The following is a 22,722-nucleotide window of genomic DNA, read 5'->3' as shown; positions in this document are numbered from 1 at the left end:
CATTTCTATTTAAATATAAGTTTAAGAATCTCACTCTGCTAAAAATCCAGCTTCTTGTGCACGTTGTTCCAGTTCATCAAGAGGGTCGGCAGAGCCTGAATCATCTTTTTTCGGTTTTTTATATGGACCTAGTTTGTAAGTTTGCCCGGTCACTTGCTTCACAGAATCTCGAATACGCTCTCGCTGTGAGGGGCGTTTTAGTAAGTCAAAAGCAAACTGCGGGGCTTCAATAAGTAGGTAATCGCTGCTCACAAAAGCAGAGGAACCGTCAAAGGCAGCAGCCACACTGGAGGAATAAGACTTAATGGCACGCAGAATATCTTGCCATTGGTCAAAAGGTTCAGCACTCGCCGAAAGCTCTTCAATCGAAAGATTTTTTGAAGCAGACTTGGGCTTGACTGTCGGTTCGCTTGCCTGTATGGGGATTGCTGGCTCTTCTTGCTGTGTTTCAATAGAGCTAGGAGTTTCTGTTGAAACAGCCGGGCGGTTGACTGAAACAGGAGCTTGTGTTGGCGCTCGAGTTTCAAGTGCTTCTAATCGGCGCAATAAAGCTTCTGGTGTCGTGTCAAGTTCGGGAGAACACAGACGCACAAAGGCCATTTCCATTTCTGTGCGGGCGTGGCCAAAACGCATACGTCCCATACAATCTTCAAAGGTATCTAAAGCGTGCAGAATCAAAGAAAGCTTTATGCCAATGGCTTGTGCCGTCATATCTTGCAATTGAGATTCTGGTAATAGTAAAATTTGCGAAGGATTTCGAGTCGTTTTAATAATCATGAGATTCCGAAAATATTCTGCCATTTCTTCACAAAGGCGGTTCATGTCTTTTGAACCCTGATAAAGTTCGGCAATGGTTTCTAATGCGGCAGCACTTTCTTTCTGCACAATGGCATTTGCCAAAGAAGATAAATAAGACTGATCGGCAATGCCGGTAGTTTGCTGTACAACATCCATGGTAACATGATTACTTCTGCCCAAACACTGATCAAAAATAGAAAGCGCATCACGCATACCGCCGTCAGCGATACGAGCAATTTGCAAGGCAGCTTCATGGTCAAGCTCTGCTTGCTCTAAGGCAGCAATATGAATCAATCTTTCAGCGATATCTTCAGGAGAAATTCTGCGAAAATCAAAACGCTGACAACGGGATAAAATTGTGGGCAAAAGCTTGTGAACTTCAGTCGTTGCTAAAATAAACAAAACGTGTTCAGGGGGTTCTTCTAATGTCTTGAGTAGCGCGTTAAAAGCTGCTGTCGAAAGCATGTGCACTTCGTCAATAATATAGACGCGATATTTTGTGCTGGCCGGTGTAAAAGCGGCTTCTTCAATCAAAGAACGAATGCTGTCCACTCCGTTGTTACTGGCAGCATCAATTTCGACGACATCCATAATAGAACCGTCATCAAGCCCACGGCAGATTTCGCAATCACCGCAAGGGTCGCCGTTCTGCAAATCAAGGCAGTTAACTGCTTTGGCAAGAATTTTTGCGCAGGTTGTTTTTCCTGTTCCTCTTGTGCCGGTGAAAAGATAAGCATGAGCAATGCGCCCGCTTGTCAGCTCATTTTTGAGCGTAGTTGTCACCTGTGGTTGACCGATGACATCAGCAAACGTGCGTGGTCGGTATTTACGGTATAAAACCTGATACAATTCGGTCACCTCCTGTGAGAAATTAAACAGAGATAAAGCAAAAATAAAGATAGCAAAAGCAAGACTTCGCCTTCGTAAAATATGTGAGCGGGCAAGCACCCTGTATCGCCCAAAAGCTACCGCTTAATGCTGCTCGGTTCCCCGCCTGACATGGTTCACGGCGTTTTGCCGTACAGACCTGCCCGCTCGCATATTTCACGGCCTGCGCCGCCTTGCTTGTCAAAAGACTATGCTATTTCAAGATAGCTTTACTATTATATACGAAAAGGTCTGAAAAATCAAGTCAAAGATAGCTGCCATCAGTCTTTTGGGTTGAGATAATATAAGGGAGGAGAGTTATCCTCATCAGATAAAATAGTTTCCTCTGTTTTTGCAATAGCAGCTTCTGCAATGTCGATTATCGTACTTAAAGCAATCACCAAGTCACTATTCATTTTTTTATAGTCAAGCATTTTATCACCTCACCTTTATAATTTTATTATGCATAAGGGAATATGCCTTATTGACTTTTAAGGTATATTCCCTTAAAATGGGGATGAGGTGATAAAATTTGTACAAGAGAATTCGTAACATGCGAGAAGATAAAGATTTAACACAGGCGGAAATGGCAAATTTATTGAATATTCACCAAACCACTTATTCGGACTATGAAAGAGGAAATTTGAACATCCCGATACCTATCCTGCATCAAATAGCCGACTTGTTTCAGACAAGCATTGATTATTTAGTAGAGAGGACAGACGAATTAAAGCCTTATCCTCCAAGGCAAAAAAGGTGAATAAATTTAAGGTGTAAACATGGAATATAAAAGAATCCGAGCGTTACGGGAAGATAAAGATCTAACCCAACAGCAGGTTGGTGATAGGATTGGTGTTCCGCAGAGAACCTATGCTTATTATGAAAGCGGTCAGCGCATGATTCCGCCAGAGGTATTGGCGGCGTTAGCAGTCGTTCACAACGTCAGTGTAGACTATTTGCTGAATCTGACAGATGAACGGCAACCCTATCCGAGAAAAGCAAATAATGAGTAAGGAAACAATCGATGTATAATAGGTATAAAAGAATTCGCAATATGCGAGAAGATAAAGATTTGACCCAAGCACAAATGGCAAATTTATTAAATATTCACCAGACTACTTATTCGGACTATGAAAGAGGAAATTTGAACATCCCCATACCGATTTTGAATCAAATAGCTGACTTATTCCAGACAAGTATTGATTATCTAGTAGAGAGAACAGATGAATTAAAGCCGTATCCGTCAAAACAAAAAAATAGTTGATTATCGTATCAGTTTTGTTGCCCACTCCACATCTTTTTTTGGACATAAAGATAATAGGTAGTGAGAGGAATAGAGCCTACACGGTACAAAAAAGCCTCTCTGCCAGTGAGATTGATGCTTTGCCTTTTCTCTCTACTCTGTTTTTTGGTTCTATATAAAATATGGTTTTGCAATAGGATTTCTTCTTTTTCCTGCAACTTTTTTTGGTCAGTGGTTAAAAATATCTCTTTCCAAAATAACATTGGTAGTAGTTCCTCCCTTTTTCATGTGTTTGATACGATAAAAAACGCTTGGTATAAGCAAAGATTTAAGTTTAGAATAACATAATTCTAATGTCGAAATCAACTGATAGTGAGACTTATTTCAGAGCAATATATGCAATCTCAAAGATAATATCACTCAACAGAATTAAAATGACACCGGCTTCATCAGCCAGTGTCATTTTTGGTTTATGCAACTTGAGAAAGAGCAGAATCAGAGGTAGGAGGGTCAATGACAGTAATACTGCTGCGAATCATACCCATCCAACAGCTATAGGGAAAAGTGCCTGTTTCTGTGGGTGTGAATTCAATAACGTTGTCCCCAAAATCTAATGGTGCCTGAATTTCATATTCCGGAATAAACATAGCATAGTTGCAGCCATTTAAGCTGCCTTCAGGGGCAGAAATTGTCCATTTGACAGGTGTGCCGGCTTGCACAGTGATATCTTCATAACCTCGGGGAGAAACCGTAGTGTTGACAATCTGAACACCGTTTTCAATGAGAATTCCTGTCTGGTTGTCTGATTTAGCTTGGGGAATAAAAGAAACGCCTGAAAGACTAAAACCGTTACCCAACATGGATATCCCTAAAATGACAACTAGAGCAGCACCGATACTCATGACTTTAGCGGTGAAACGCTTGCTGAGAACACTGCTGAGTGCGCCCAGACCAAACATGAGAGGAACTGTGCCTAAACTGAACACCAGCATAGACAAGGCCCCTTTTACTGGACTGCCTGTAGAAAGTGCATAAATCTGCATGGCCTGCAAAGGGCCGCAAGGCATAAGTCCGTTTAGCAGACCGACAAAAAAGGGAGTATGCCCTCCACTTTGTTTTTCTTGATAAATTTTTCCAGCCAGTGCTTTCGGCATCCTTGGCATCAACTTGCGCAAAGACGGGAAAATGTTCAGCATATTCAAACCCATAATGACCATAAAGACGCCTGCAAGAATTTGAATAATTCCTTTGAGCGTACCTGAAAAGCTGACGACAGAACCCAATGCACCTACGAGTGCACCAACAGCGGTATAAGAAACAACACGTCCGGTGTTATATAAAAGGCTAGGTTTTAAAGCAGCTGATTTATGGCTGGTTTCCTGAATTTGAGTTTGGGGCAAACATTGAGAAAGATTGATACCACCACACATGGCAACACAGTGAACAGAGGTTAGCAGACCAATGATAAATAGCATGCCATACCCCATGCCTTCTTCTGCTTGCGGAAAATTATTTAGGATATCCAAAAAGCCAAACTCTCTTAAAATGAGATAGAGTGCCAACAAAATGACGGCAACACCGCTGACTTTGAAGAAACTGGGTTTTTCAATAGCAGGGGGTGAATCTTTTAAAACTACAGCATAGCCTGCTTTTTTGAGAACACGAGCAATGCCTTTGACTGTAATCTCGGTGGAATCAAAAGACACAAACACAGAGCCTTTTGCGTAGTTCGCCTTTGCCTTTTGAATACCGTCTGTTTTTTTGAGAGCCTGCTCAATAATGTTCTCGCAGTTTGTGCAGGTCATACCCTCAATTTTTAGGTTTTTAGTCTGAATTTCAGATGCCAAAGTGATGCCTCCTTTTAAGCAAGTATTTCTTTATTTAAACAAGATTCAAAACTCACTTGTTTTGCTACTACTATTCCTATCATGTTACTGTGAATTTTGTGTGTACATTTTATTAATTTTCTATCATTACCTTTAAAATTTACAAAAAAAGAGAGAGAGGTCATTGTTTTCTAAAAGCAAGGGCAAGCCTTGAAATGGCTTGCCAAAAAGGGGATAAGGTGCTAAAATAGACGGATAGAATAGTATACGGAGGGAACTTTATGAAAGCGACTGAAAAATCCATGGAAACCATTGTAGCCCTTTGCAAAAATAGGGGATTTGTTTTCCCGGGCAGTGAGATTTACGGCGGTCTTTCAAACTCTTGGGACTACGGCCCTTTAGGTGTAGAGTTTAAGAACAACGTGAAAAGAGCTTGGTGGAAAAAATTTGTACAGGAAAATCCTTATAATGTTGGGCTTGATGCGGCCATTCTCATGAACCCTGAGGTTTGGGTGGCTTCTGGACACGTGGGAGGATTTTCAGACCCGCTAATGGACTGTAAAGACTGCAAAACCCGTCACCGTGCAGATAAGCTGATTGAAGATAAGTTGGGTGAGTCGGCTGATGGCTGGACCAATGAAGCCATGATGGAGTATATCAAAGAAAATGATATTTGCTGTCCTGATTGCGGCAGCAAGAATTTCACAGATATTCGCCAGTTCAACCTGATGTATAAAACCTTTCAGGGTGTAACAGAAGATTCTAAGAGCGAGATTTATCTGCGTCCTGAAACGGCTCAAGGTATTTTTGTAAACTTTAACAATGTGCAGAGAAGTGCCCGCAAAAAATTGCCTTTTGGTATTGCGCAGGTAGGTAAATCCTTCCGTAACGAAATCACACCCGGAAACTTTATTTTCCGCATTCGTGAGTTTGAGCAAATGGAACTCGAATTTTTCTGTAAGCCGGACACAGACCTTGAATGGTTCCATTACTGGAAAGACTACTGCAAAAAGTGGTTATTCGATTTGGGCATGCAAGAAGAAGCGCTGCGTTTCCGTGATCATGAAGCTGAGGAGCTTTCATTCTATTCCAAAGCAACTACCGATGTAGAGTTCCGTTTCCCGTTTGGCTGGGGTGAACTATGGGGTATTGCTGATAGAACCGATTATGACTTAAAGCAGCACCAAGAGCATTCTGGCAAAAGCTGCGAATATTTTGACCAAGAAGAAAACAAACACTATATCCCTTATGTGGTTGAACCTTCACTTGGCGCAGACAGAATGGCACTTGCTTTCTTATGTAACGCCTATGATGAAGAAAAAATTGATGATAAAGACACACGAGTGGTCATGCGTTTGCACCCGTACCTGGCTCCGTTTAAAGCCGCCATTTTGCCACTTTCCAAAAAGCTTGGTGAAAAGGCACAAGAGGTTTATGCCACACTTTCCAAACACTTTATGGTGGATTATGACGATGCCGGCTCCATTGGTAAACGTTATCGCCGCCAAGATGAAATCGGCACACCATTCTGTATTACCTATGATTTTGACAGCGTAGAGGACGGCTGTGTCACCATTCGTGACCGTGACACCATGGAGCAAGAAAGAGTTTCAATTGATTCTTTGGTTGAATTCATCAATAATAAAATTGAATTTTAAGAGGCTCTAAAGAGCTTTTTATAAGACGAAAATCCGGTTTGATTCTTAACGAAAGAATCAAACCGGATTTTATTATTTTCTTAGTATAGTCAATTAAATTCAAAAGAGTATAGTCCCTTTGTTCACCCCTCGCTATGGAGGAGGAACAAGCTTCATAGAACAGTTTTAAAGTTTCATGGCTATCTTTCAAGAAGAAAAAATCTAGGACAAAGATTAAACCGCAGTGTAGCCGCCGTCAACAGGCAGAATAACACCGGTGACATAAGAAGCTTCATCACTGGCAAGGAAGATAGCAGAAGCATTAAGCTCGCCTTCATGGCCGTAACGTCCGAGCGGTACAGTAGCTTTCATATAGGTTGTGAACTGTTCTGTATCTAGAGTAGATTGTGTAAGCTCGGTTGCAAAATAGCCGGGGCAAATAGAGTTGCAAGTAATATTATATTTTGCCAATTCAGCAGCAACTGCTCTTGTAAAGTTGATAACGCCACCTTTTGAAGCGTGATAGGCAACGGTGTCAATTGCGGTGTTGCCAACCATACCATACATAGAAGCGATGTTGATGATTCTTCCGTAGCCGTTCTCTTTCATGTTTTTAGCAAAAGCACGAGTGACTTTAAAAACGCTAGTTAAATCAGTGTCAATGGTGAAATCCCATTCGTCATCTGTCATAGCCAATACGCCTGCGTTAGCAGCAGAACCGGCGCAGTTCACGAGAATATCAATTTTACCAAATTCTTTTATAGCAGCATCAGCAGCGGCATTAACAGACTCGGTGTCAGTAACATCACAGCGAAGCGGTAAAACTTTAACACCCAAATTTCTGAGATCTGCAGCAAGAGTTTCTAATCTTTCAAGTCTTCTGGCGGTGATGACAAGATCAGCACCTTGCTCAGCAAAGCCTTTTGCCATTTGAGCACCTAAACCGGATGAAGCACCGGAGATAACGCATACACGTCCTTTTAAATTAAACATAGTAATAACTCCCCTTATCTTGGTTTTATAGATATTTATTTACTGATATAGTCTATCATGAGCAAGAATAATTGTCAATTTGATAATTATATTCATTTTAGTTTTATGAATTAAAGATTGAAGGTTTGCGGCAAAACTTGATTTATTACACTCACTATTTTTCCATCTTTATAATAAACTCTAGGCACGCGTTTGCCAATATCGCAAATGACTTCATAGTTAATACTTTCTTGGTAGTTTGCGAGTTCATCAGCTGAAATTTTCTCATTGCCATCGCAGCCAATTAAAGTAACCTCGTCGCAAATCGTAACCTCATCCAAATTACTGGCATCGGCCATAAGTTGATCCATGCAAATTCTGCCGACAATTTTGCAGCGCTTACCGCCCACCAATACCTCGGCACCTTTTGCTGATAAAATACGCGGGTAGCCGTCAGCATAACCAATCGGCACAGTAATAATTTTCATTGCTTTCTCAGCGGTGAAAACTCTGCCATAACTGACAGTATCACCCGAATCAATCATTTTAACATTAGAAACAGTTGATTTCAGGGCAAGGGTGGGGTGGAATTCTTGATGATTTTTCAGTTTACTAGAGGGGTAAAGACCATAGTGAATGATACCTGCCCTAACCATGTCAAAATGCATTTCAGGATAATCGAGAATGGCAGCACTGTTAGCGCAATGACGAATGGTAAAGTGATGGCCATGGGTATCAAGCGCTTGAACAGTTGCCTGAAAACGCAGTGCCTGCTTTCGGGTAAATTCTTCACCATTCTTACCTTCATCTGATACAGCAAAATGGGTAAAGATACCCTCCCAATTTAAACTTGGTAAACGGCAAATGGCAGATAGTGCTTCAATTTCTTCTTCAGAAATTGAGTCTGTCAAATGAAATCCAATACGATTCATGCCAGTATCAATTTTTAGATGAACAGTAACAATTACGCCTTCTTTAGCAGCTTTTTCTGAAAGAGCCACTGCATAGTCATGAGAATACACACATTGTGTGATGTGATAAAGGCTTAAGGTAGAAGCGTGTAAAGCAGGGGTATAACCCAAAATCAGAATAGGGGTTTGAATACCGCTTAAACGAATTTGCAGGGCTTCTTCTAAATTAGAAACAGCAAAATAGTCGGTGCCTAGCGCTTGCAGTTCTTGAGCAATCTGCACTGCACCATGCCCATAAGCATCTGCTTTTATCACGGAGCAAAGTTTTACATTCGGCTTTAGCGTGTTTCTAATCTGATTATAGTTAAAGGCAAGAGCGTCAAGGTTAATTTCGGCCCATGTCCGCTTTAATACTTCTGTCATAATATTGTTTCTCCAATTGGATAAATTATAAGCATATTTTAAATTTAAATAATGGCCGCTCAAAAAATTGATTAAAAGCTAAGATTGTGATGGTTCGGAGTATGGATATAATCTAAAAAAGATGAGTAGCCAACATAAATCGTAGTCTATTATAGCACAAAACCGTTTTGCAATAAACACTTTCCAGTAAAAAAAGAGATAAGCAAGTTGCTTATCTCTTTTCAAGGGAATTTGTCTTTTTCATATTCTAAACAAGTTTATTTAATCTAAAATTGTTACAGTCGCATTCTGAATACCAAAATTGAGGCATTCTTCTGATGTTGGCATCCAAATATCAACCAGAATTCGACCGCTTTGCAAGGCACCGCCTGTGTCTGCAGCGATATATTCACCGCTATATCCATTTGCCGTGTCAATACGAATGCGAGTTCCATACGGAATAATGCTTGGGTCAACGGCTACTATACCACGGCTGGTGTAGCTGCCATCTGCCGTATAGCCAGTGTTAGAATAAGCAGAAGCATACCCGGTGAATGTTTTACCAGAAGTCGTTGAACCACTAGATTCGCCAGAGGAACTGGAGGACTGATCAGGAATCTCTTGGACAGGAGCCTTCTCCTCATATTTCTTAGTGCCAACCACGACCACTTTATTAACAGGTTCTAACACTATTTTTTCAGAAACAGATTCTTCGCGGTCTAATTCGCCTTCCACATAATATTGCTTAACAGTAAGCTCTTTTTTACCATTGACGCCTTCTGTTTTCACAAAACCGTTTTCCGCATAAATGCTGCTGTCAGTTTCTTCCACGGTTTGAAAAGCAATTTCTTCTGTTTTAGTTTCTTCTTTTATTTCGACACGTTTAATAACAATTTCCATGTTGTCAGTCAGCTTCTGATTTTTCAGCGGAGTGACAACATCATCTTTGCCAAGTTTGAGTCCGGCTTTTTCAATGGCGTTCTCAACATTATCAGCAAAGACTTTATATTCTTTGGTTTCACCATCAGCGGAAATTTTCACAGTCATGATACGACCAACACGAATGCGCATATTATTGAAAAGGGGTTTATCCATGGAATAGTTCACGTCATCGTCTGTTCCAATCTTTAAACCAGCTTTTTCAATAGCATCCTTTACGGTAGCACCAACCAAAGAAACAGGGTACTCTTTGCCGTCTGCAAAAATAGTGACAGAACAATATCGCTCAATGGCAATTTGCATATCTGAACGGATAATTGTCTCTTTTGCAGGAGTGACTTTATCATTGTTTTTCAAAATAATGCTGTTGTCAGCCAAAGCTTTTTCAACGGTATCCCCTTTAAAGGCGACCAGTTCAGAAACAGAACCAGCTTCATTGACTGTTATATTGGCACCTCTTCTGACATTCACTGCAGTTGTATTTCCAACACGTTCACAGATATCGTTGACACCTAACGGAGCCAAACCCATTTCTTCTGCTTTTTTAATAATTTCATCTAAATCTGTGCTTTCCATGGAGAAGGTGTACATCTGATCTCCATCGGTAACAATGGTGGAAACAGTGTTAGCCAGCGCCGTTGCAAAGGATGCCGCACACACAATCACACTCATGACAAGGGTCACTGTGACCTTGGCAATCATGCGCCGGGAAAATCCTAGTTTGCGTTCTTTTCGCATACCAACGCTCCTTTCGTCGCCTGTATACAGACGGTGTCTGCATTTAGACGATTGTGTCCCCTAGTATAGTAAAAAAATTGCTATGTGTCAAAAAAAAATTCTCAATAAAATTGTGCAATTTACACAATTTTGAATTGTTACGCATATAGAAATGCCCTCATATAAACTTTTAAAAAGAAGATAAAGCCCTACTTTACCGAGTTATGGAAACTACTCTATGTGCATTTTGTATCAAAATGAGGTTTTTAGCTGGTTGTGAAATGATAAATTCTTGTTATAAAATGAATAAAAATTAGAAACAGATTGACTCATGTGAGAAATACACCCATTTTTGGCAGTCTAAGAATGAATAAAATTAATATTTATATGCATATTCGACTTCTTTATTTCTAACATTTAGGGCTGATTTCAATGTGAATTTTGCCCTTTTTCGAGAAGAAACAGGGACAAAACAGAAGAAAAAATGAAAAATGTTTTCTTCTGTTTAGAAATATGGTATGATTAAAAAGATATACTAGACTTCGATAAAGGAAGAAAGCAACTATGAAAATCACGGACTTATTTGACAACAAACCGATAGTTTCTTTTGAGGTGTTTCCTCCAAAGAAAACGGCTCCGCTTATTTCGATTCAGCCTACATTGGAAGAACTTGGTCGCCTACGTCCTGATTTTATCAGTGTTACTTATGGCGCAGGGGGCAATCAACAGGACACCATTACCATTGATTTATCCAAAACGATTGAGAAAGAATATGGAATTCCCAGTGTAGCTCATTTACCTTGTATTAATTTTAGCAAGTCTGAGATTCTGTCTATTTTAAAACAGCTAAAAGAAAACGGAATAGAAAATATTCTAGCACTTCGCGGTGACATAAATCCCGATATTCCTCCCAAACATGATTTTCGATATGCCAGTGATTTAGTTTCCTTTATAAAGGAAAATGGAGATTTCGATATTATTGGTGCTTGTTATCCTGAGGGACATCCGAGCTCTGCCAATATAGAGGAAGATGTCCTACATTTAAAAAAGAAAGTGGACAGCGGTGTCAACCATTTAATCTCTCAGCTGTTTTTTGACAATGACTCCTTCTATCGGTTTAGGGAAAAAACTGCTCGTGCCGGTATAGATGTTCCGATTGAAGCAGGCATTATGCCTGTTACCAATAAAAGACAGATTGAGCGAATGACTTCTTTGTGTGGAGCAACAGTACCTGAAAAATTTAAGACGATGATGGCTAAATATGAAGATAACCCTGAAGCCATGCGCGATGCCGGTATTGCCTATGCCATAGACCAAATCGTAGATCTTTTTGCTCATGATATCGACGGTGTTCATATCTATACCATGAATAATAGTTATGTGGCTAGAAGAATTCATGAAGCTACAGCCAGTTTAAGAAAATAAAGTTGCTATACTATATATAGTATAGCAGCATACAAAAGAAAAAGAATAAAAGCGGCAGGGAAAATTCCTTGCCGCTTTTAAATTTTAGAGTTTAATCAGACAAGGGCAGTCATGGCAAATCTTTTTATTATAAGTTATTATGAAGAAAAGCTTGCACCTTAAAAAGTATAGATAGAACGGATAGTTTTGACAGCTTACAGAACACAATAATCTTGCATATATTGTTTCATGCGAACAACGATTTCATCATAAGTACCATTTTGTTCAAGATATTCTAGAATGTCAGTCACTCGAATGATGGCGTGTACTTGTATGCCAAATTCTTCTTGCACTTGCATAATAGCAGTTTTGCCTGGTTCGTTGCCAATTTCACAGCGATCTACACTGATAAACATGTGGGGTACGGTGACATTACCGCATGCTTTTAATACAGGCATGGTTTCACGAATAGCTGTGCCGGCAGTGATGACATCTTCGGCAATGATAATGCGGTCGCCATCTTGTGGTTTATAGCCAACAACGCTGCCGCCTTCACCATGGTCTTTTTCCTCTTTGCGATTGAAAAAATAAGGTTTATCTATGCCATAGTCTCGATAAAGTGCACCGGCAGCTGAGGCAGCAATCGGAATGCCTTTATAAGCCGGACCAAACATGGCATCAAAGTCGCCCTTGGTTACTTCTTGCATTAAGGTAGCATAAAAACTGCCTAGTTTAGAAATCTGAGAACCTGTTTTATAGTTTCCCGTGTTGACGAAATAAGGGGTTTTGCGGCCGCTTTTGGTAACAAAATCTCCAAAAGTTAGAACGCCGGCAGACATCATAAATTCAATAAATTCTTTTTTGTTTTGATTCAATATCAATACATCCTTTCTATTTATAGAGACAATAACAATTATCATTTGAAATATAATTTACATCTTATTGTGCAGAGGGTTCTCCCGTGCGAAAAGTTAGGTTTTTACCGTCACTTTCAAATACAATGGTTTGCATAGTATCGGTTCTTAGAATTTCAGTGCCAAAATCTTGGAGGGATTTGACGGTTTCTTTGTGAGGATGACCGTAAGAGTTCCCTTCTTCGCAGCTGATAACAGCATATTGAGGGCCGACTGCTTGCAAAAAATCATGGGTAGTTGATGAACTTGAACCATGATGTCCCACTTTTAATACTTGTGCATTGACAGTCTGTTCTGCAGACAGTATTTGTTGCTCTGATTCTTTTTCAGCGTCTCCGGTAAACAGAAAAGACGTTTCGCCGTAGGCCATTCGGATAACGGCAGAATAATTGTTGATATCATCATATTGAAAGTCTTTTTGAGGGGCTAAAACCTCAAGAACAGTCCCGACGGGTGCATCCATATAAATGCCAGCTGATATTTCGTTTACAGAAACGTTTTTATCAAGCAGTGCATCTAACATAGTTTCATAAGATTTTGTGGTCGGGGTTTGGCTTTCGTCTAGCACGGGCATATAAAATTCACCGATAGCAAAGTTGTTGATGACCTTAGCCATTGAGCCAATATGGTCGGCGTGAGGGTGTGTTGCCACAACAATATCCAACTTTTCAATGCCTTGATTTTGCAGATATTGCAGGAGACCGTCAGCGTGTTTATATTCTCCCGTATCAATCAAAATATTAAAATACCCAGTAGCGGTCGGAATGCGAATAAGCTCACTGTCACCTTGCCCTACATCCAAGAAGTGAACCTGAAGGGGAGAACCTACCTCTGGCATTTCTACCGCAGCGGCCTCGTTTTGCACAACAGAATCCTTTTCTTTACCAGTTTGCGAATATTCCGAAGAATCTGCCAAGAATAGATCTTCTAAAAAGTCTAATTTTCCGCCGGCGGCTACTGCCATAACCATAAGAATCAAAAAAATAATAATGGAGCCCGGTCGCAGATTCCTTTTTATTCTACGAGTTGTTTTTTTTGCCATGTTATCACCAGATTTGAAAAATTCGGGCAGAATTTCTACCCGAATCTTATAGGTCATATTCCTTTCTTTTATTCTGCATCTAAAAATGAACCATCTTTATAAAGGTTGAATCGAAATAATTTAGATTCATCCTCTTCTTTTTCACACATGATGAAGGCTTCTGCTATTTTTCCGCCTTCAATTAAGGTTGTCAGACCTACCAATTGGCTTAACTTACTATTTAAGTTAAGACGATCTCCGTCTCTCGTCATCAGGTATACCTGACCTTCGCAGCTGTCCAATACTTTCAAAAATTCGGGTACATCAATATCATGCAGTTCAACCATTCTTGGTGACATAAAAAATCCTCCTCAAAATATCATTTAAATTTGGCAAAGACCAAACTTATTTTACACACTTGGTAAACAAAGTGCAAGTCTTGTGATAGGCAAAATTTGTTAGTGTATCAAACTTATTTTTCCCTTGTAACAAAACAAAATGCACGCAGAACATAAAAAAGCAAAGTTCCTGTCTTTGCGACTATTGTATCAAAAAGCCGTGATAAAAATGGGTGTTGCCGCTTGCGGCGGGAGGCACGTAGTGCCGAGAATCCATTTTTCAAATGTCGCTGCCCTTTGCGACTATTGTATCATATGTTTGCAAAAAATTCCATACTTAAACATTCTTTGTCTCTAAATATAGAGATAGGTGTCTGCAAACAAAAAAATCCAAAAAGAAAAAGTGAGGATTCGTAAAGAATCTCCTCACTTAAGAATGCCTAGTAAATAAAGTTTAAAAAGTTAAGTCATCCATGCGAATAGAATCAATGGTCGGAATATCTTTGTGAGGACAAATTGCTTTATAAGCTGGACGAATGATTTTGCCGCTGCCGATAAGCTCTTCAATACGGTGTGCACTCCAACCTGAAATACGCGAAATAGCAAAAATAGGCGTATAAAGCTCCATGGGCAAATCTAGCATACGATAAATTAAACCGCTGTAAAAATCAACGTTGGCACTGACGCCTTTATAAATCTTTCTTTTTTCAGTAATCAATTTTGTCGCTGTTTTTTCTACATTCTTGTAAAGGCGGTATTCATCCATATAGCCTTTTTCTTGGCAAAGACCTTCCACAAAGCGTGACATGACCTGTGCTCTGGGATCAGAAATGGAATAAACGGCATGGCCCATACCATAAATTAAGCCGCTTTTGTCAAAAGCTTCTTTGTTTAGAATTTTAGATAAATAAGCAGAAATAGCGTCTTCGTCATTCCAATCTGAAATGGTTTCTTTGATGGATTCAAACATTTTGGTTACTTTAATATTAGCACCGCCATGTTTGGGGCCTTTAAGAGAACCCAATGCCGCTGCAATTGTGGAGTAGGTGTCTGTACCTGAAGATGAAACGACGTGTGTAGTGAAAGTAGAGTTATTGCCGCCGCCATGATCAGCATGCAGAATAAGGGCAATATCCAACACTTTTGCCTCTAAATGAGAATATTGGCAGTCTGGGCGCAAAATGCGCAAAATATTTTCTGCTGTTGACAGTTTGGGGTCAGGTTGGTGAATAAACAAGCTTTGGCCGTCGTGATAATGGCGATAGGCCTGATAGCCATAGACGGATAGTAACGGAAAAAGAGCAATTAATTGAATGGATTGACGTAAAACGTTGGGAATAGAAATATCTTCGGCAGATTCGTCATATGAATATAAGGTGAGCACACTGCGAGCCAATGTGTTCATCATGTCGCTGCTGGGTGCTTTCATGATAATGTCACGCACAAAGCTGGTTGGCAAGGTGCGGTAAAAAGAAAGAAGCTCGCAAAAGTTCTTTAGTTCTTCTTTGTTTGGCAATTCACCAAATAAAAGTAAGTAAGATACACGTTCATATCCAAAGTTATCATCGGGCAGATTTTCAATGATTTTTTCTACGTTATAACCGCGATAATAAAGTTCGCCTTCGCATGGAACACTTTCTCCATTCACTTGTTTGCTGGAGATAATTTCAGAGATATTAGTGAGACCGGTTAAGACACCTTTTCCGTTCATATCGCGCAAACCGCGTTTGACATCATACTGCGAATACAGCTCGGGATTAATACTGTTGTGAGTCAAACACATGTCGGCTAAACGTCTGACTTCTGGTTTGATTTCCGAATAAATTGACATAATTTCCTCCCGTAGTTATAGATTCTCTTTTAATTAAATAATATTATTATAGCAAAAATGGTTATAAAAATAAAGAAAAAATTTTATTTGTCATCAAAGTGCACTTTCGTGGGGTTATTGGAAGGGAATGAATTTTGAAAGGAAGTTGTCTATGAGAAAGAGCAAATCGTCTGTCCTTAAAAATTTTGCTGTATTCAGTTCAGTTTTTATTTGTATCATCTGTATTGTTCTGAAGATCAAGGATATGACTTTAGATGAAGGGGCAGAATTTCTTCTATATACAGCGGGAATTGTTGCTCAAAAAGAGTCAGCACAACCGGAGATTAAGCAGACACAAACAGAGGAATCAACGAATCAAACGCATGAGTTTAATATGATTGAAGACGGAGATATTGTACCCTATCATCAAATAGAACTTCCTCAAAATGCTGCCGAACCTGATCCGGCCAAAGAATCGCTTCCGGTAGAAGAAATTAAGGCACAGGGTGGCACCTTGATTGACAATTTCTATGTGAAAGATTCTACAGAATCAGGCACAAATTTGGCAGAAGAATTGCTGAATAACCCTGCTATTCAGATTAAAGCAGACGGCAGCCCCGAAGTTTTACTGTATCACACGCACACTTCAGAAGCTTATATGGATCAATTTACCGGATTTTACTACACTGATTTTTCCACGCGTACACAAAACCAAGATATGAACGTGGTGTCAGTAGGAGAGAGTATCAAGGCTGAGCTAGAAAAAGCCGGAATTGGTGTTATCCATGATACCAGCGTAAACGATTTAAGTTTTAATGGTTCTTATGCCCGCTCATGGGAGGTTTTGCAGAATAATTTGGCAGCAAATTCAGGTATTCAGGTAACTATTGACATACATAGAGATTCGATGACAACAGAAGCGGGTGTCAAATATAAACCAACCGCTGAAATTGGTGGTCGTAAAGCGGCGCAGGTTATGATTTTAGCCGGCTGTGATGCCAATGGAGATTGGGGAGATTTTCCGGATTGGCTGGATAATTTACATTTGGCTCTTCGTTTTCAGCAAAAAGCCATGCAAAAATATCCTGATCTCATGCGTCCATTGTTGTTTTCTAACAGCAAATACAACATGAATGCAACTAAAGGTTCAATGCTAATCGAAGTGGGAACCGAAGTGAACACCATGGTAGAAGCAGAATATTCAGGTTCACTGATTGGAGAAGTATTAGCAGAGCTATTATTGGATAGTAAAGTTTAAATTAAAACGGTGTTCATTCAATTTTGATGTTAAGGTTGCTTCATCACTTGTTACCGTGTATGAAAACCTCTCTTTGTGGAAAGGATATAAATATCTTTTAGAGCAAAGGGTACTTTTATGAAAATAAAGAGAAGGACGGATAGAAAAAAAAAGAGAATTTTTGTTTTTAGTTTTACTATAACGATTTCTTTCTTAATTTTAATCAGCGGGCTGATTCTAGTCGATTTCCAAGGACGAAAAATGAGTACGGGAGACAAAACTCCTCCTATTTCAATCGTAGAAGAATCAGAGGAAACAAAATATCTGCATATTTATAGCTTAGGAATTGATAAAAAAATTGATGTAAGCACCGTATCTGTAGTATGGAAAGATATTAGGAAGTTTCTTTCTTTGCCTGAATAATAGAAACAGCAAAGTGTGTTGACACTCTGCTGTTTCTATTTGACTTTTGTCCCTTGGCGAGGCTATAATGGTCGTAAGACAAGCTTTTTTAAAGAGGAATTTAGACCTTTGAACCTAATGGTTAAGATGGATAAATTCGTCTATTTCTTTGGGTGTTGAGAGGACGATGACTTTGTCTTGATAGCGGTTCAGCATAGTCAGGAAATCGGGTTTACCTTTTTCGAAATCGTCAGTCCATTTATACATAAGGCGCAGCATTTTGAAGTCAGGCTTATATTCGCAAGGTTCGAGCTTGAGATTTTGTTTTAAAAAACGTGTGAAAATGCGAAATTTTCTTATCCGCAAAGGTATATCTAAAAAAACAATCTTATCTGCCATATCTAAAAGGCAATGATAGGATTCCCGATAAACTCCTTCAAAAATCCATTTGCCGGTGGTATCAATCTGCTGAATTTGATTTTGCTGTTCTTGCGGAGATTGTTTAACTCTGCCAGTAGGGGTACGTTTATGGACGATGCAATCGAGCTCATGCCATGGAATATGCAGTTGGGAAGACAATTTTTTGGCAAGTGTAGTTTTTCCGCTGGCAACAATGCCGATAATATAAATTTTTTTGATATAAATCGCCCCTTCATTTGGTTTTAAATTTTTAGATTCGCTATAGTGTGAAGCTATTATGGCATATCGATTATGAGACAACAAATTTTTTAGTAAGGTGTTTTTATTAAGAATGCGATAAACTAAGATAAAAGGAGACAGTCTGGATATGACTCTTTTACAACTGAAATATATAGCGGTTATTGTGGAATGCGGGTCTATTAGCAAAGCGGCCAAACAGCTTTTTATCACACAGCCCAGCCTTTCTTCTGCTGTTAAAGAACTGGAAGAAGAACTGGATATAGAGATTTTTCTGCGTACAAGCCGTGGAATTTCTTTGACGGCCGACGGTACCGAGTTTTTAGGCTATGCCCGTCAAATTTTAGAGCAAACAGAATTGTTTGAACAGCGATATAAAGATAAGAAGCCGCTGCGCCAAATTTGCAGTATTTCTACACAGCATTATGCCTTTGCCGTGAATGCCTTTGTCAACTTAATTAATGAAAGCGGAGCAGAGGAATATGAATTTACACTTCGTGAAAGCAGAACCAAAGATATTATAGATGATGTCGCAACATTGCATAGTGAGGTTGGTATTCTTTATCTCAATGCATTTAATGAAAAAGTTATTAGGCGGTTTTTGACAGAAAATAAACTGAAATTTCATCCGCTTTTTAATGCAAAACCGCATGTTTTTGTCAGCAAGACAAGTCCGTTAGCCAAGAAAAAAAGTGTAACGCTGTCAGATTTAGAGGAGTTTCCTTGTCTTTCGTTTGAACAGGGAGAGTACAATTCTTTTTACTTTTCCGAGGAAATTTTTAGCACGGTCTATCATAAAAAAAGCTTGCGTGTCAGTGACCGAGCCACTTTGTTTAATTTGTTAATCGGGCTGAACGGCTATACCATTTGCAGTGGCGTTTTAGACAGTGGACTAAATGGTGACCAAATTATTGCTGTACCCCTCCAAACTGGAGACGACATGCAAATTGGGTGGATTGTGAATACGCAAATTCATTTGAGTAAGCCAGCAGAACGATATATCGAAATTTTAAAAGAACTAATTGCTCAAAACGGATTTGAGATTTTGTCATAAAATTATTTTTAGCATAATTTAGCATGAAAAGAAAGGCAGCTGTTCTAGTGAGGAACACTGCCTTTCTTTTAAATATATTGAATGAAGCAAATTTATTGTTATGAATGACGTTTGCTTTTCTTTTGTTTGGGCTTTCTGTAAAAGACTTTCCTTGTAGAAAAGAAATTTTGCTTTCGAGATAAAACATGGTCGATAAAATGAATTAAAGAAAGCATGAGTGAAACAGAATAGACAAAAGTGATGATTAAAATAAATGACATGGGAATGGTAAAAGACACCAGTGAGAAGAAATCTCCGGCGAAAACCATAGCCAAAATGGAAGCGGCAAGCATAGCCAAAAAGACGAAACCTCTTAAGGCGTTAAAAGGTGCACAGACTTTAAACAGCATAATGAATCCAGTCAAAGCCGTGACAACGACAGCGGTGGTTGAAAATTGTGCGTTGGTGAGCCCGAAGGTAGGACTTAGGGCAGACAATACCAACATATTGGTTGCCATTGTTAAACCAGCCGGAACGGAAAGCTTCATCACGTTAGTCAAGAAACTTCCTTTTAAACGTTCTCGGTTGGGTTCAAGAGCTAATACAAAAGACGGGATACCGATGGTAAAGGTACTGATTAAGGTTAAATGGATGGGTTCAAAGGGAAAAGAGTAGGGCAAAAGTAAGAAAATCAAGCTGATGAGTGTAGAGAAAATGGTCTTGGAGAGGAATAGAGAGGCAGAGCGCTGTAGGTTATTAATAGAACGTCGACCTTCTTGCACAATCAAGGGCATGGGGGCAAAGCTTGAGTTGAGAAGAACTAAGCTAGAAACTGTCTTAGCGGCATCGCTGCCTGATGCCATAGCGATACTGCAATCAGCCTCTTTCAGTGCCAACACGTCATTTACACCATCACCTGTCATGGCAACAGTATGTCCGTCAGCTTTAAGTGCCTGTACAAAGGATAGTTTTTGTTGGGGGGTAACACGTCCAAAAACAGAATAGTTGCGCACGGCATATTGAATGTCCTCGGCTGTTTCCAACGTGGTGGCGTCTACGTAACGGTCAGCATTTTGCAGGCCGGCACGTTCGGCGATGTTGGCAACTGTGACAGCATTATCGCCTGAGATGATTTTAAGGTCAACCCCTTGGTCAGCAAAATAGCGAAGCGTACGTCTTGCTTCTCGGCGAATTTTGTCGCTGATAAGAACCAAACCCAAACAAGTTATGTCAGAGGGAATTTCTTTTTCCGTAAACGAATGAGGAGAATGAGCAAGCAGAAGAACACGTTGGCCGTTTTGAGAATATTCTTCAACAACTTCACGAATAGAAGCGAAATCATCACCTAAGATAAATTCTCCGGCACCCATGATATAGCTTCCTTGCATAGGGAAAAAGGCACCGCTCCATTTTCGGGCAGAAGAGAATGGCACAACAGTTTCGGCCATCCAATCGCTAGGTCCTGCAAACTTGCTTTGTACAGCTAAAAAAGTAGGGTTATCATCAGGCAATGTATTGACCAAGGCGCACAGCGAAGCAGCCATTTGGTCTTCAGTGAAGCCCTCAAAGGGGACAAGGTTATCAACTTGCATAGTGCCTTCAGTGATGGTTCCTGTTTTGTCAAGACAAAGCACATCAACTCTGGCAAGTGTTTCAACGCAGTACAAATCTTGCACAAGCGTTTTTTGCCTGGAAAGTTTAATAATGCTGACAGCAAACACGATACTGGTCAAAAGGACAAGACCTTCAGGTATCATGCCAATTAAGGCAGCCACGGTATGACTAACAGCATCCGGTAGGGATTGGTTTAAAATATACATGTCTTTGTAGAATAGAAGGGCGCCAATCGGGATAAGACCAAAGCCAATAATTTTAATCAGCATGTCAATTGAATTCATGATTTCAGAATTGCGTTTTTTGACATATTTAGCATTGCCGGTAATTTGGTTAGCGTAGTTTTCCATGCCGACATGCTCAACCTGTGCCAAGCATTTTCCGCTGACCAAAAAACTGCCTGAGAGAATGTGGTCGCCCTCTTTTTTGAGAATAGGATCAGACTCTCCGGTGATAAGTGATTCGTTTACTTCGCATTCACCTCGTGTCACCACACTGTCTGCCGGAATCTGATTACCCGAAGAAATCAGGAGAACATCGTCTAACACCACTTCAGAAACCAAAATATCATGCTTTTTTCCGTCGCGAATGACCGCAGCTTTAGGAGAGGAAAGCAGTGACAATCTGTCAATGGTACGCTTAGAACGAATTTCTTGAAAGGTGCCAATCAAAAGATTAGAGAGAATTTGCCCCATAAAGAGAGTGTTTCGGTAAGAACCCACCAGAACAAGGGCAATCGCTAGAATAAAGTTCAGGATATTAAAAAAGGTGAAAAGATTGCTGAGTACAATCTGCTTTTCTGTTTTGGTTTTAACGCCTGTTTCAGCGTTATTTAGGCTCGCTTGATGGCGTCGGGTGACTTGTTCTGTGCTTAGACCAACTGTTGGGTCAGGATAAAAACGCTCTGCATCTTTAAAAGCATTTGTTTCCGTATGGGCATCTGTCTGCTTGTTTTTAATCCGTTTTTTTTCTTGTCGAGACATGGTTTCCTCCGGCAGTTTGTCATATCTTTTACTTATTTCTATTATACATTACGTCACAGCTTTTTCAAGCAATTTATATCTTTGCAGAAGGATTGTAAGAAAACCGAAATATTTGTCGGTAAAAACTTTTCATTTTTTTACTGGTTTCGTTGATTGCTTACTTATTTTCTAGCAAAAAAATAAGAAAAGGCAGGCTTTATCAACTTATTTGCGATATTTATAAATTGACAGTTTTAAAATAAACACTCTATAATAAAAGAGAAATACAGAAAAGACATACCCATATTTTTAGAAGTAATAAAATGTGAATGGATTGGATTTTTCTATAAAGATACATTTGTAGGAGGTCCCCTGTAGGAAAGGACAAAAGATGGCTGCAAAAGTAATGAAGGAATTCTTGATGATTAATAAGAGAAGCGGTAAAGCTTTGCAGGTTGACAGCGTAGAAAACGGAAGTCTTGTGCTGCAAGAAGAGCCACAAAACAATAAAAATCAAATTTGGATACTGAAAAAAGACGAAAATGGCACTCGCATTATCCACAAAGCGAGTGGGAAAGCATTAGATCTCATTTTAGGTGTGACTGAAAGCGGAACCAACTTACATATTTGGGAAGAATCAGATGTCCCAACACAATTGTGGAGAATAACAGGAGGGGTGTCTCGAAAAGTAGCCAATCTTGCTGCCTCAAAAGTGTTAGATATCGCAGATATCAGCGATACAAGTGGTGCTTATGCGCAAATTTGGGAGGATGTTGGAGGTGAAAACCAAAGGTGGCGTTTTCTTTCATCCGAAGAATTTGAGAACCCCTCAAGTAAGAAGCAAAAGAAACAAAAATCTTCTCTTAAAAGTGGATAACATAGACAGTTTTATGTGGCTTATGAAAGCGATTCTATTCAGCATCAAAACCTTGCGTTTTGGTGCTTTTTTATGCTACAATAACTTTAGTTAAGGTTCACGAAAACGGATTTTCGGTACTATTGTATCGCTGCACAACAG

21 protein-coding genes and 1 other RNA gene are annotated in these 22,722 nt (G+C 39.7%); 9 read left to right on the top strand and 13 right to left on the bottom strand.

Annotation, left to right across the window (positions count from 1 at the left end; genetic code table 11):
* Positions 1-30: 30 nt before the first annotated feature.
* The 3 genes from dnaX to CS931_RS12700 all read right to left on the bottom strand — a co-directional run bounded on the left by dnaX (position 31) and on the right by CS931_RS12700 (position 2,099).
* Positions 31-1,656 carry a DNA polymerase III subunit gamma/tau gene (gene dnaX, locus CS931_RS09865; protein WP_242964969.1) on the bottom strand — a complete coding sequence of 542 codons (1,626 nt, stop codon included), beginning with the start codon at positions 1,654-1,656 and terminating at the stop codon, positions 31-33.
* Positions 1,657-1,733: 77 nt separating this feature from the next.
* Positions 1,734-1,831, bottom strand: an RNA gene (ffs, locus tag CS931_RS09860) — signal recognition particle sRNA small type.
* Positions 1,832-1,946: 115 nt separating this feature from the next.
* Positions 1,947-2,099, bottom strand: a complete 153-nt coding sequence (locus CS931_RS12700) for a hypothetical protein (RefSeq protein ID WP_159459801.1) — start codon at positions 2,097-2,099, stop codon at positions 1,947-1,949.
* 98 nt (positions 2,100-2,197) lie between these two features.
* Here CS931_RS12700 and CS931_RS09855 point away from each other — a divergent pair, with 98 nt between their 5' ends.
* Genes CS931_RS09855 through CS931_RS09845 form a run of 3 tightly spaced genes read left to right on the top strand, consistent with a single transcriptional unit; the run spans position 2,198 to position 2,929 of the window.
* A complete protein-coding gene (locus tag CS931_RS09855; protein ID WP_099205614.1) occupies positions 2,198-2,425 on the top strand; it encodes a helix-turn-helix domain-containing protein in 228 nt (75 codons plus the stop codon).
* A 19-nt stretch (positions 2,426-2,444) separates the two neighbouring features.
* Positions 2,445-2,678 carry a helix-turn-helix domain-containing protein gene (locus tag CS931_RS09850; protein WP_099205613.1) on the top strand — a complete coding sequence of 78 codons (234 nt, stop codon included), beginning with the start codon at positions 2,445-2,447 and terminating at the stop codon, positions 2,676-2,678.
* 11 nt (positions 2,679-2,689) lie between these two features.
* Positions 2,690-2,929: a helix-turn-helix domain-containing protein gene (locus CS931_RS09845; RefSeq protein WP_099205612.1), complete on the top strand. Its 240-nt coding sequence runs from the start codon at positions 2,690-2,692 to the stop codon at positions 2,927-2,929.
* Between the two features lie 449 nt (positions 2,930-3,378).
* On the opposite strand, the gene CS931_RS09835 is transcribed toward CS931_RS09845, so the two are convergent.
* The gene (locus CS931_RS09835; RefSeq protein WP_099205610.1) at positions 3,379-4,755 is read right to left on the bottom strand and encodes an urease accessory protein UreH domain-containing protein; all 1,377 of its coding nucleotides are present in this window, start codon (positions 4,753-4,755) and stop codon (positions 3,379-3,381) included.
* Between the two features lie 260 nt (positions 4,756-5,015).
* On the opposite strand from CS931_RS09835, the gene CS931_RS09830 reads away from it, so the two are divergent.
* The gene (locus CS931_RS09830; RefSeq protein ID WP_099205609.1) at positions 5,016-6,392 is read left to right on the top strand and encodes a glycine--tRNA ligase; all 1,377 of its coding nucleotides are present in this window, start codon (positions 5,016-5,018) and stop codon (positions 6,390-6,392) included.
* A gap of 213 nt (positions 6,393-6,605) precedes the next feature.
* Here CS931_RS09830 and CS931_RS09825 read toward each other — a convergent pair whose 3' ends face one another.
* The 3 genes from CS931_RS09825 to CS931_RS09815 all read right to left on the bottom strand — a co-directional run bounded on the left by CS931_RS09825 (position 6,606) and on the right by CS931_RS09815 (position 10,333).
* On the bottom strand, positions 6,606-7,364 hold the full coding sequence (locus tag CS931_RS09825) for an SDR family NAD(P)-dependent oxidoreductase (protein ID WP_099205608.1): 759 nt from the start codon (positions 7,362-7,364) through the stop codon (positions 6,606-6,608).
* 110 nt (positions 7,365-7,474) lie between these two features.
* Positions 7,475-8,677 carry an alanine racemase gene (gene alr / locus CS931_RS09820; RefSeq protein WP_099205607.1) on the bottom strand — a complete coding sequence of 401 codons (1,203 nt, stop codon included), beginning with the start codon at positions 8,675-8,677 and terminating at the stop codon, positions 7,475-7,477.
* 261 nt (positions 8,678-8,938) lie between these two features.
* Complete coding sequence (locus CS931_RS09815) at positions 8,939-10,333, bottom strand: resuscitation-promoting factor (RefSeq protein WP_099205606.1); 1,395 nt, start codon at positions 10,331-10,333, stop codon at positions 8,939-8,941.
* A gap of 543 nt (positions 10,334-10,876) precedes the next feature.
* On the opposite strand from CS931_RS09815, the gene metF reads away from it, so the two are divergent.
* Positions 10,877-11,737 carry a methylenetetrahydrofolate reductase [NAD(P)H] gene (metF, locus tag CS931_RS09810; protein ID WP_099205605.1) on the top strand — a complete coding sequence of 287 codons (861 nt, stop codon included), beginning with the start codon at positions 10,877-10,879 and terminating at the stop codon, positions 11,735-11,737.
* 194 nt (positions 11,738-11,931) lie between these two features.
* Here metF and pyrE read toward each other — a convergent pair whose 3' ends face one another.
* From pyrE to CS931_RS09790, 4 genes are all read right to left on the bottom strand, one after another.
* The gene (pyrE, locus tag CS931_RS09805) at positions 11,932-12,591 is read right to left on the bottom strand and encodes an orotate phosphoribosyltransferase (RefSeq protein WP_306341542.1); all 660 of its coding nucleotides are present in this window, start codon (positions 12,589-12,591) and stop codon (positions 11,932-11,934) included.
* Between the two features lie 64 nt (positions 12,592-12,655).
* The gene (locus CS931_RS09800) at positions 12,656-13,729 is read right to left on the bottom strand and encodes a ComEC/Rec2 family competence protein (RefSeq protein WP_099205603.1); all 1,074 of its coding nucleotides are present in this window, start codon (positions 13,727-13,729) and stop codon (positions 12,656-12,658) included.
* Between the two features lie 11 nt (positions 13,730-13,740).
* Positions 13,741-14,010, bottom strand: a complete 270-nt coding sequence (locus CS931_RS09795) for a hypothetical protein (protein ID WP_099205602.1) — start codon at positions 14,008-14,010, stop codon at positions 13,741-13,743.
* 433 nt (positions 14,011-14,443) lie between these two features.
* Positions 14,444-15,820, bottom strand: coding sequence for a citrate/2-methylcitrate synthase (locus tag CS931_RS09790; protein ID WP_099205601.1), 1,377 nt, complete (start codon positions 15,818-15,820; stop codon positions 14,444-14,446).
* A 244-nt stretch (positions 15,821-16,064) separates the two neighbouring features.
* Between CS931_RS09790 and spoIIP the strand changes: the two genes are divergently transcribed.
* Positions 16,065-17,057: a stage II sporulation protein P gene (spoIIP, locus tag CS931_RS09785; protein WP_159459800.1), complete on the top strand. Its 993-nt coding sequence runs from the start codon at positions 16,065-16,067 to the stop codon at positions 17,055-17,057.
* A 117-nt stretch (positions 17,058-17,174) separates the two neighbouring features.
* Positions 17,175-17,459 carry a hypothetical protein gene (locus CS931_RS09780; protein WP_099205599.1) on the top strand — a complete coding sequence of 95 codons (285 nt, stop codon included), beginning with the start codon at positions 17,175-17,177 and terminating at the stop codon, positions 17,457-17,459.
* 114 nt (positions 17,460-17,573) lie between these two features.
* Here CS931_RS09780 and CS931_RS09775 read toward each other — a convergent pair whose 3' ends face one another.
* Positions 17,574-18,158, bottom strand: a complete 585-nt coding sequence (locus CS931_RS09775; protein WP_242964966.1) for a P-loop NTPase family protein — start codon at positions 18,156-18,158, stop codon at positions 17,574-17,576.
* A gap of 67 nt (positions 18,159-18,225) precedes the next feature.
* Between CS931_RS09775 and CS931_RS09770 the strand changes: the two genes are divergently transcribed.
* Positions 18,226-19,149, top strand: coding sequence for a LysR family transcriptional regulator (locus CS931_RS09770; RefSeq protein WP_099205598.1), 924 nt, complete (start codon positions 18,226-18,228; stop codon positions 19,147-19,149).
* 98 nt (positions 19,150-19,247) lie between these two features.
* Here CS931_RS09770 and CS931_RS09765 read toward each other — a convergent pair whose 3' ends face one another.
* The gene (locus tag CS931_RS09765; RefSeq protein WP_099205597.1) at positions 19,248-21,725 is read right to left on the bottom strand and encodes an HAD-IC family P-type ATPase; all 2,478 of its coding nucleotides are present in this window, start codon (positions 21,723-21,725) and stop codon (positions 19,248-19,250) included.
* Between the two features lie 370 nt (positions 21,726-22,095).
* Between CS931_RS09765 and CS931_RS09760 the strand changes: the two genes are divergently transcribed.
* Entirely contained in the window at positions 22,096-22,581 is a 486-nt protein-coding gene (locus tag CS931_RS09760) for an RICIN domain-containing protein (RefSeq protein WP_099205596.1), read from the top strand.
* The last annotated feature ends 141 nt before the right edge of the window (positions 22,582-22,722 follow it).

This window comes from Scatolibacter rhodanostii (assembly GCF_900197595.1).
Lineage (GTDB): Bacteria > Bacillota > Clostridia > Oscillospirales > Acutalibacteraceae > Scatolibacter > Scatolibacter rhodanostii.
Note: the sequence above shows the minus strand (reverse complement) of the source record. Positions and strands in the feature narration are given on the sequence as shown.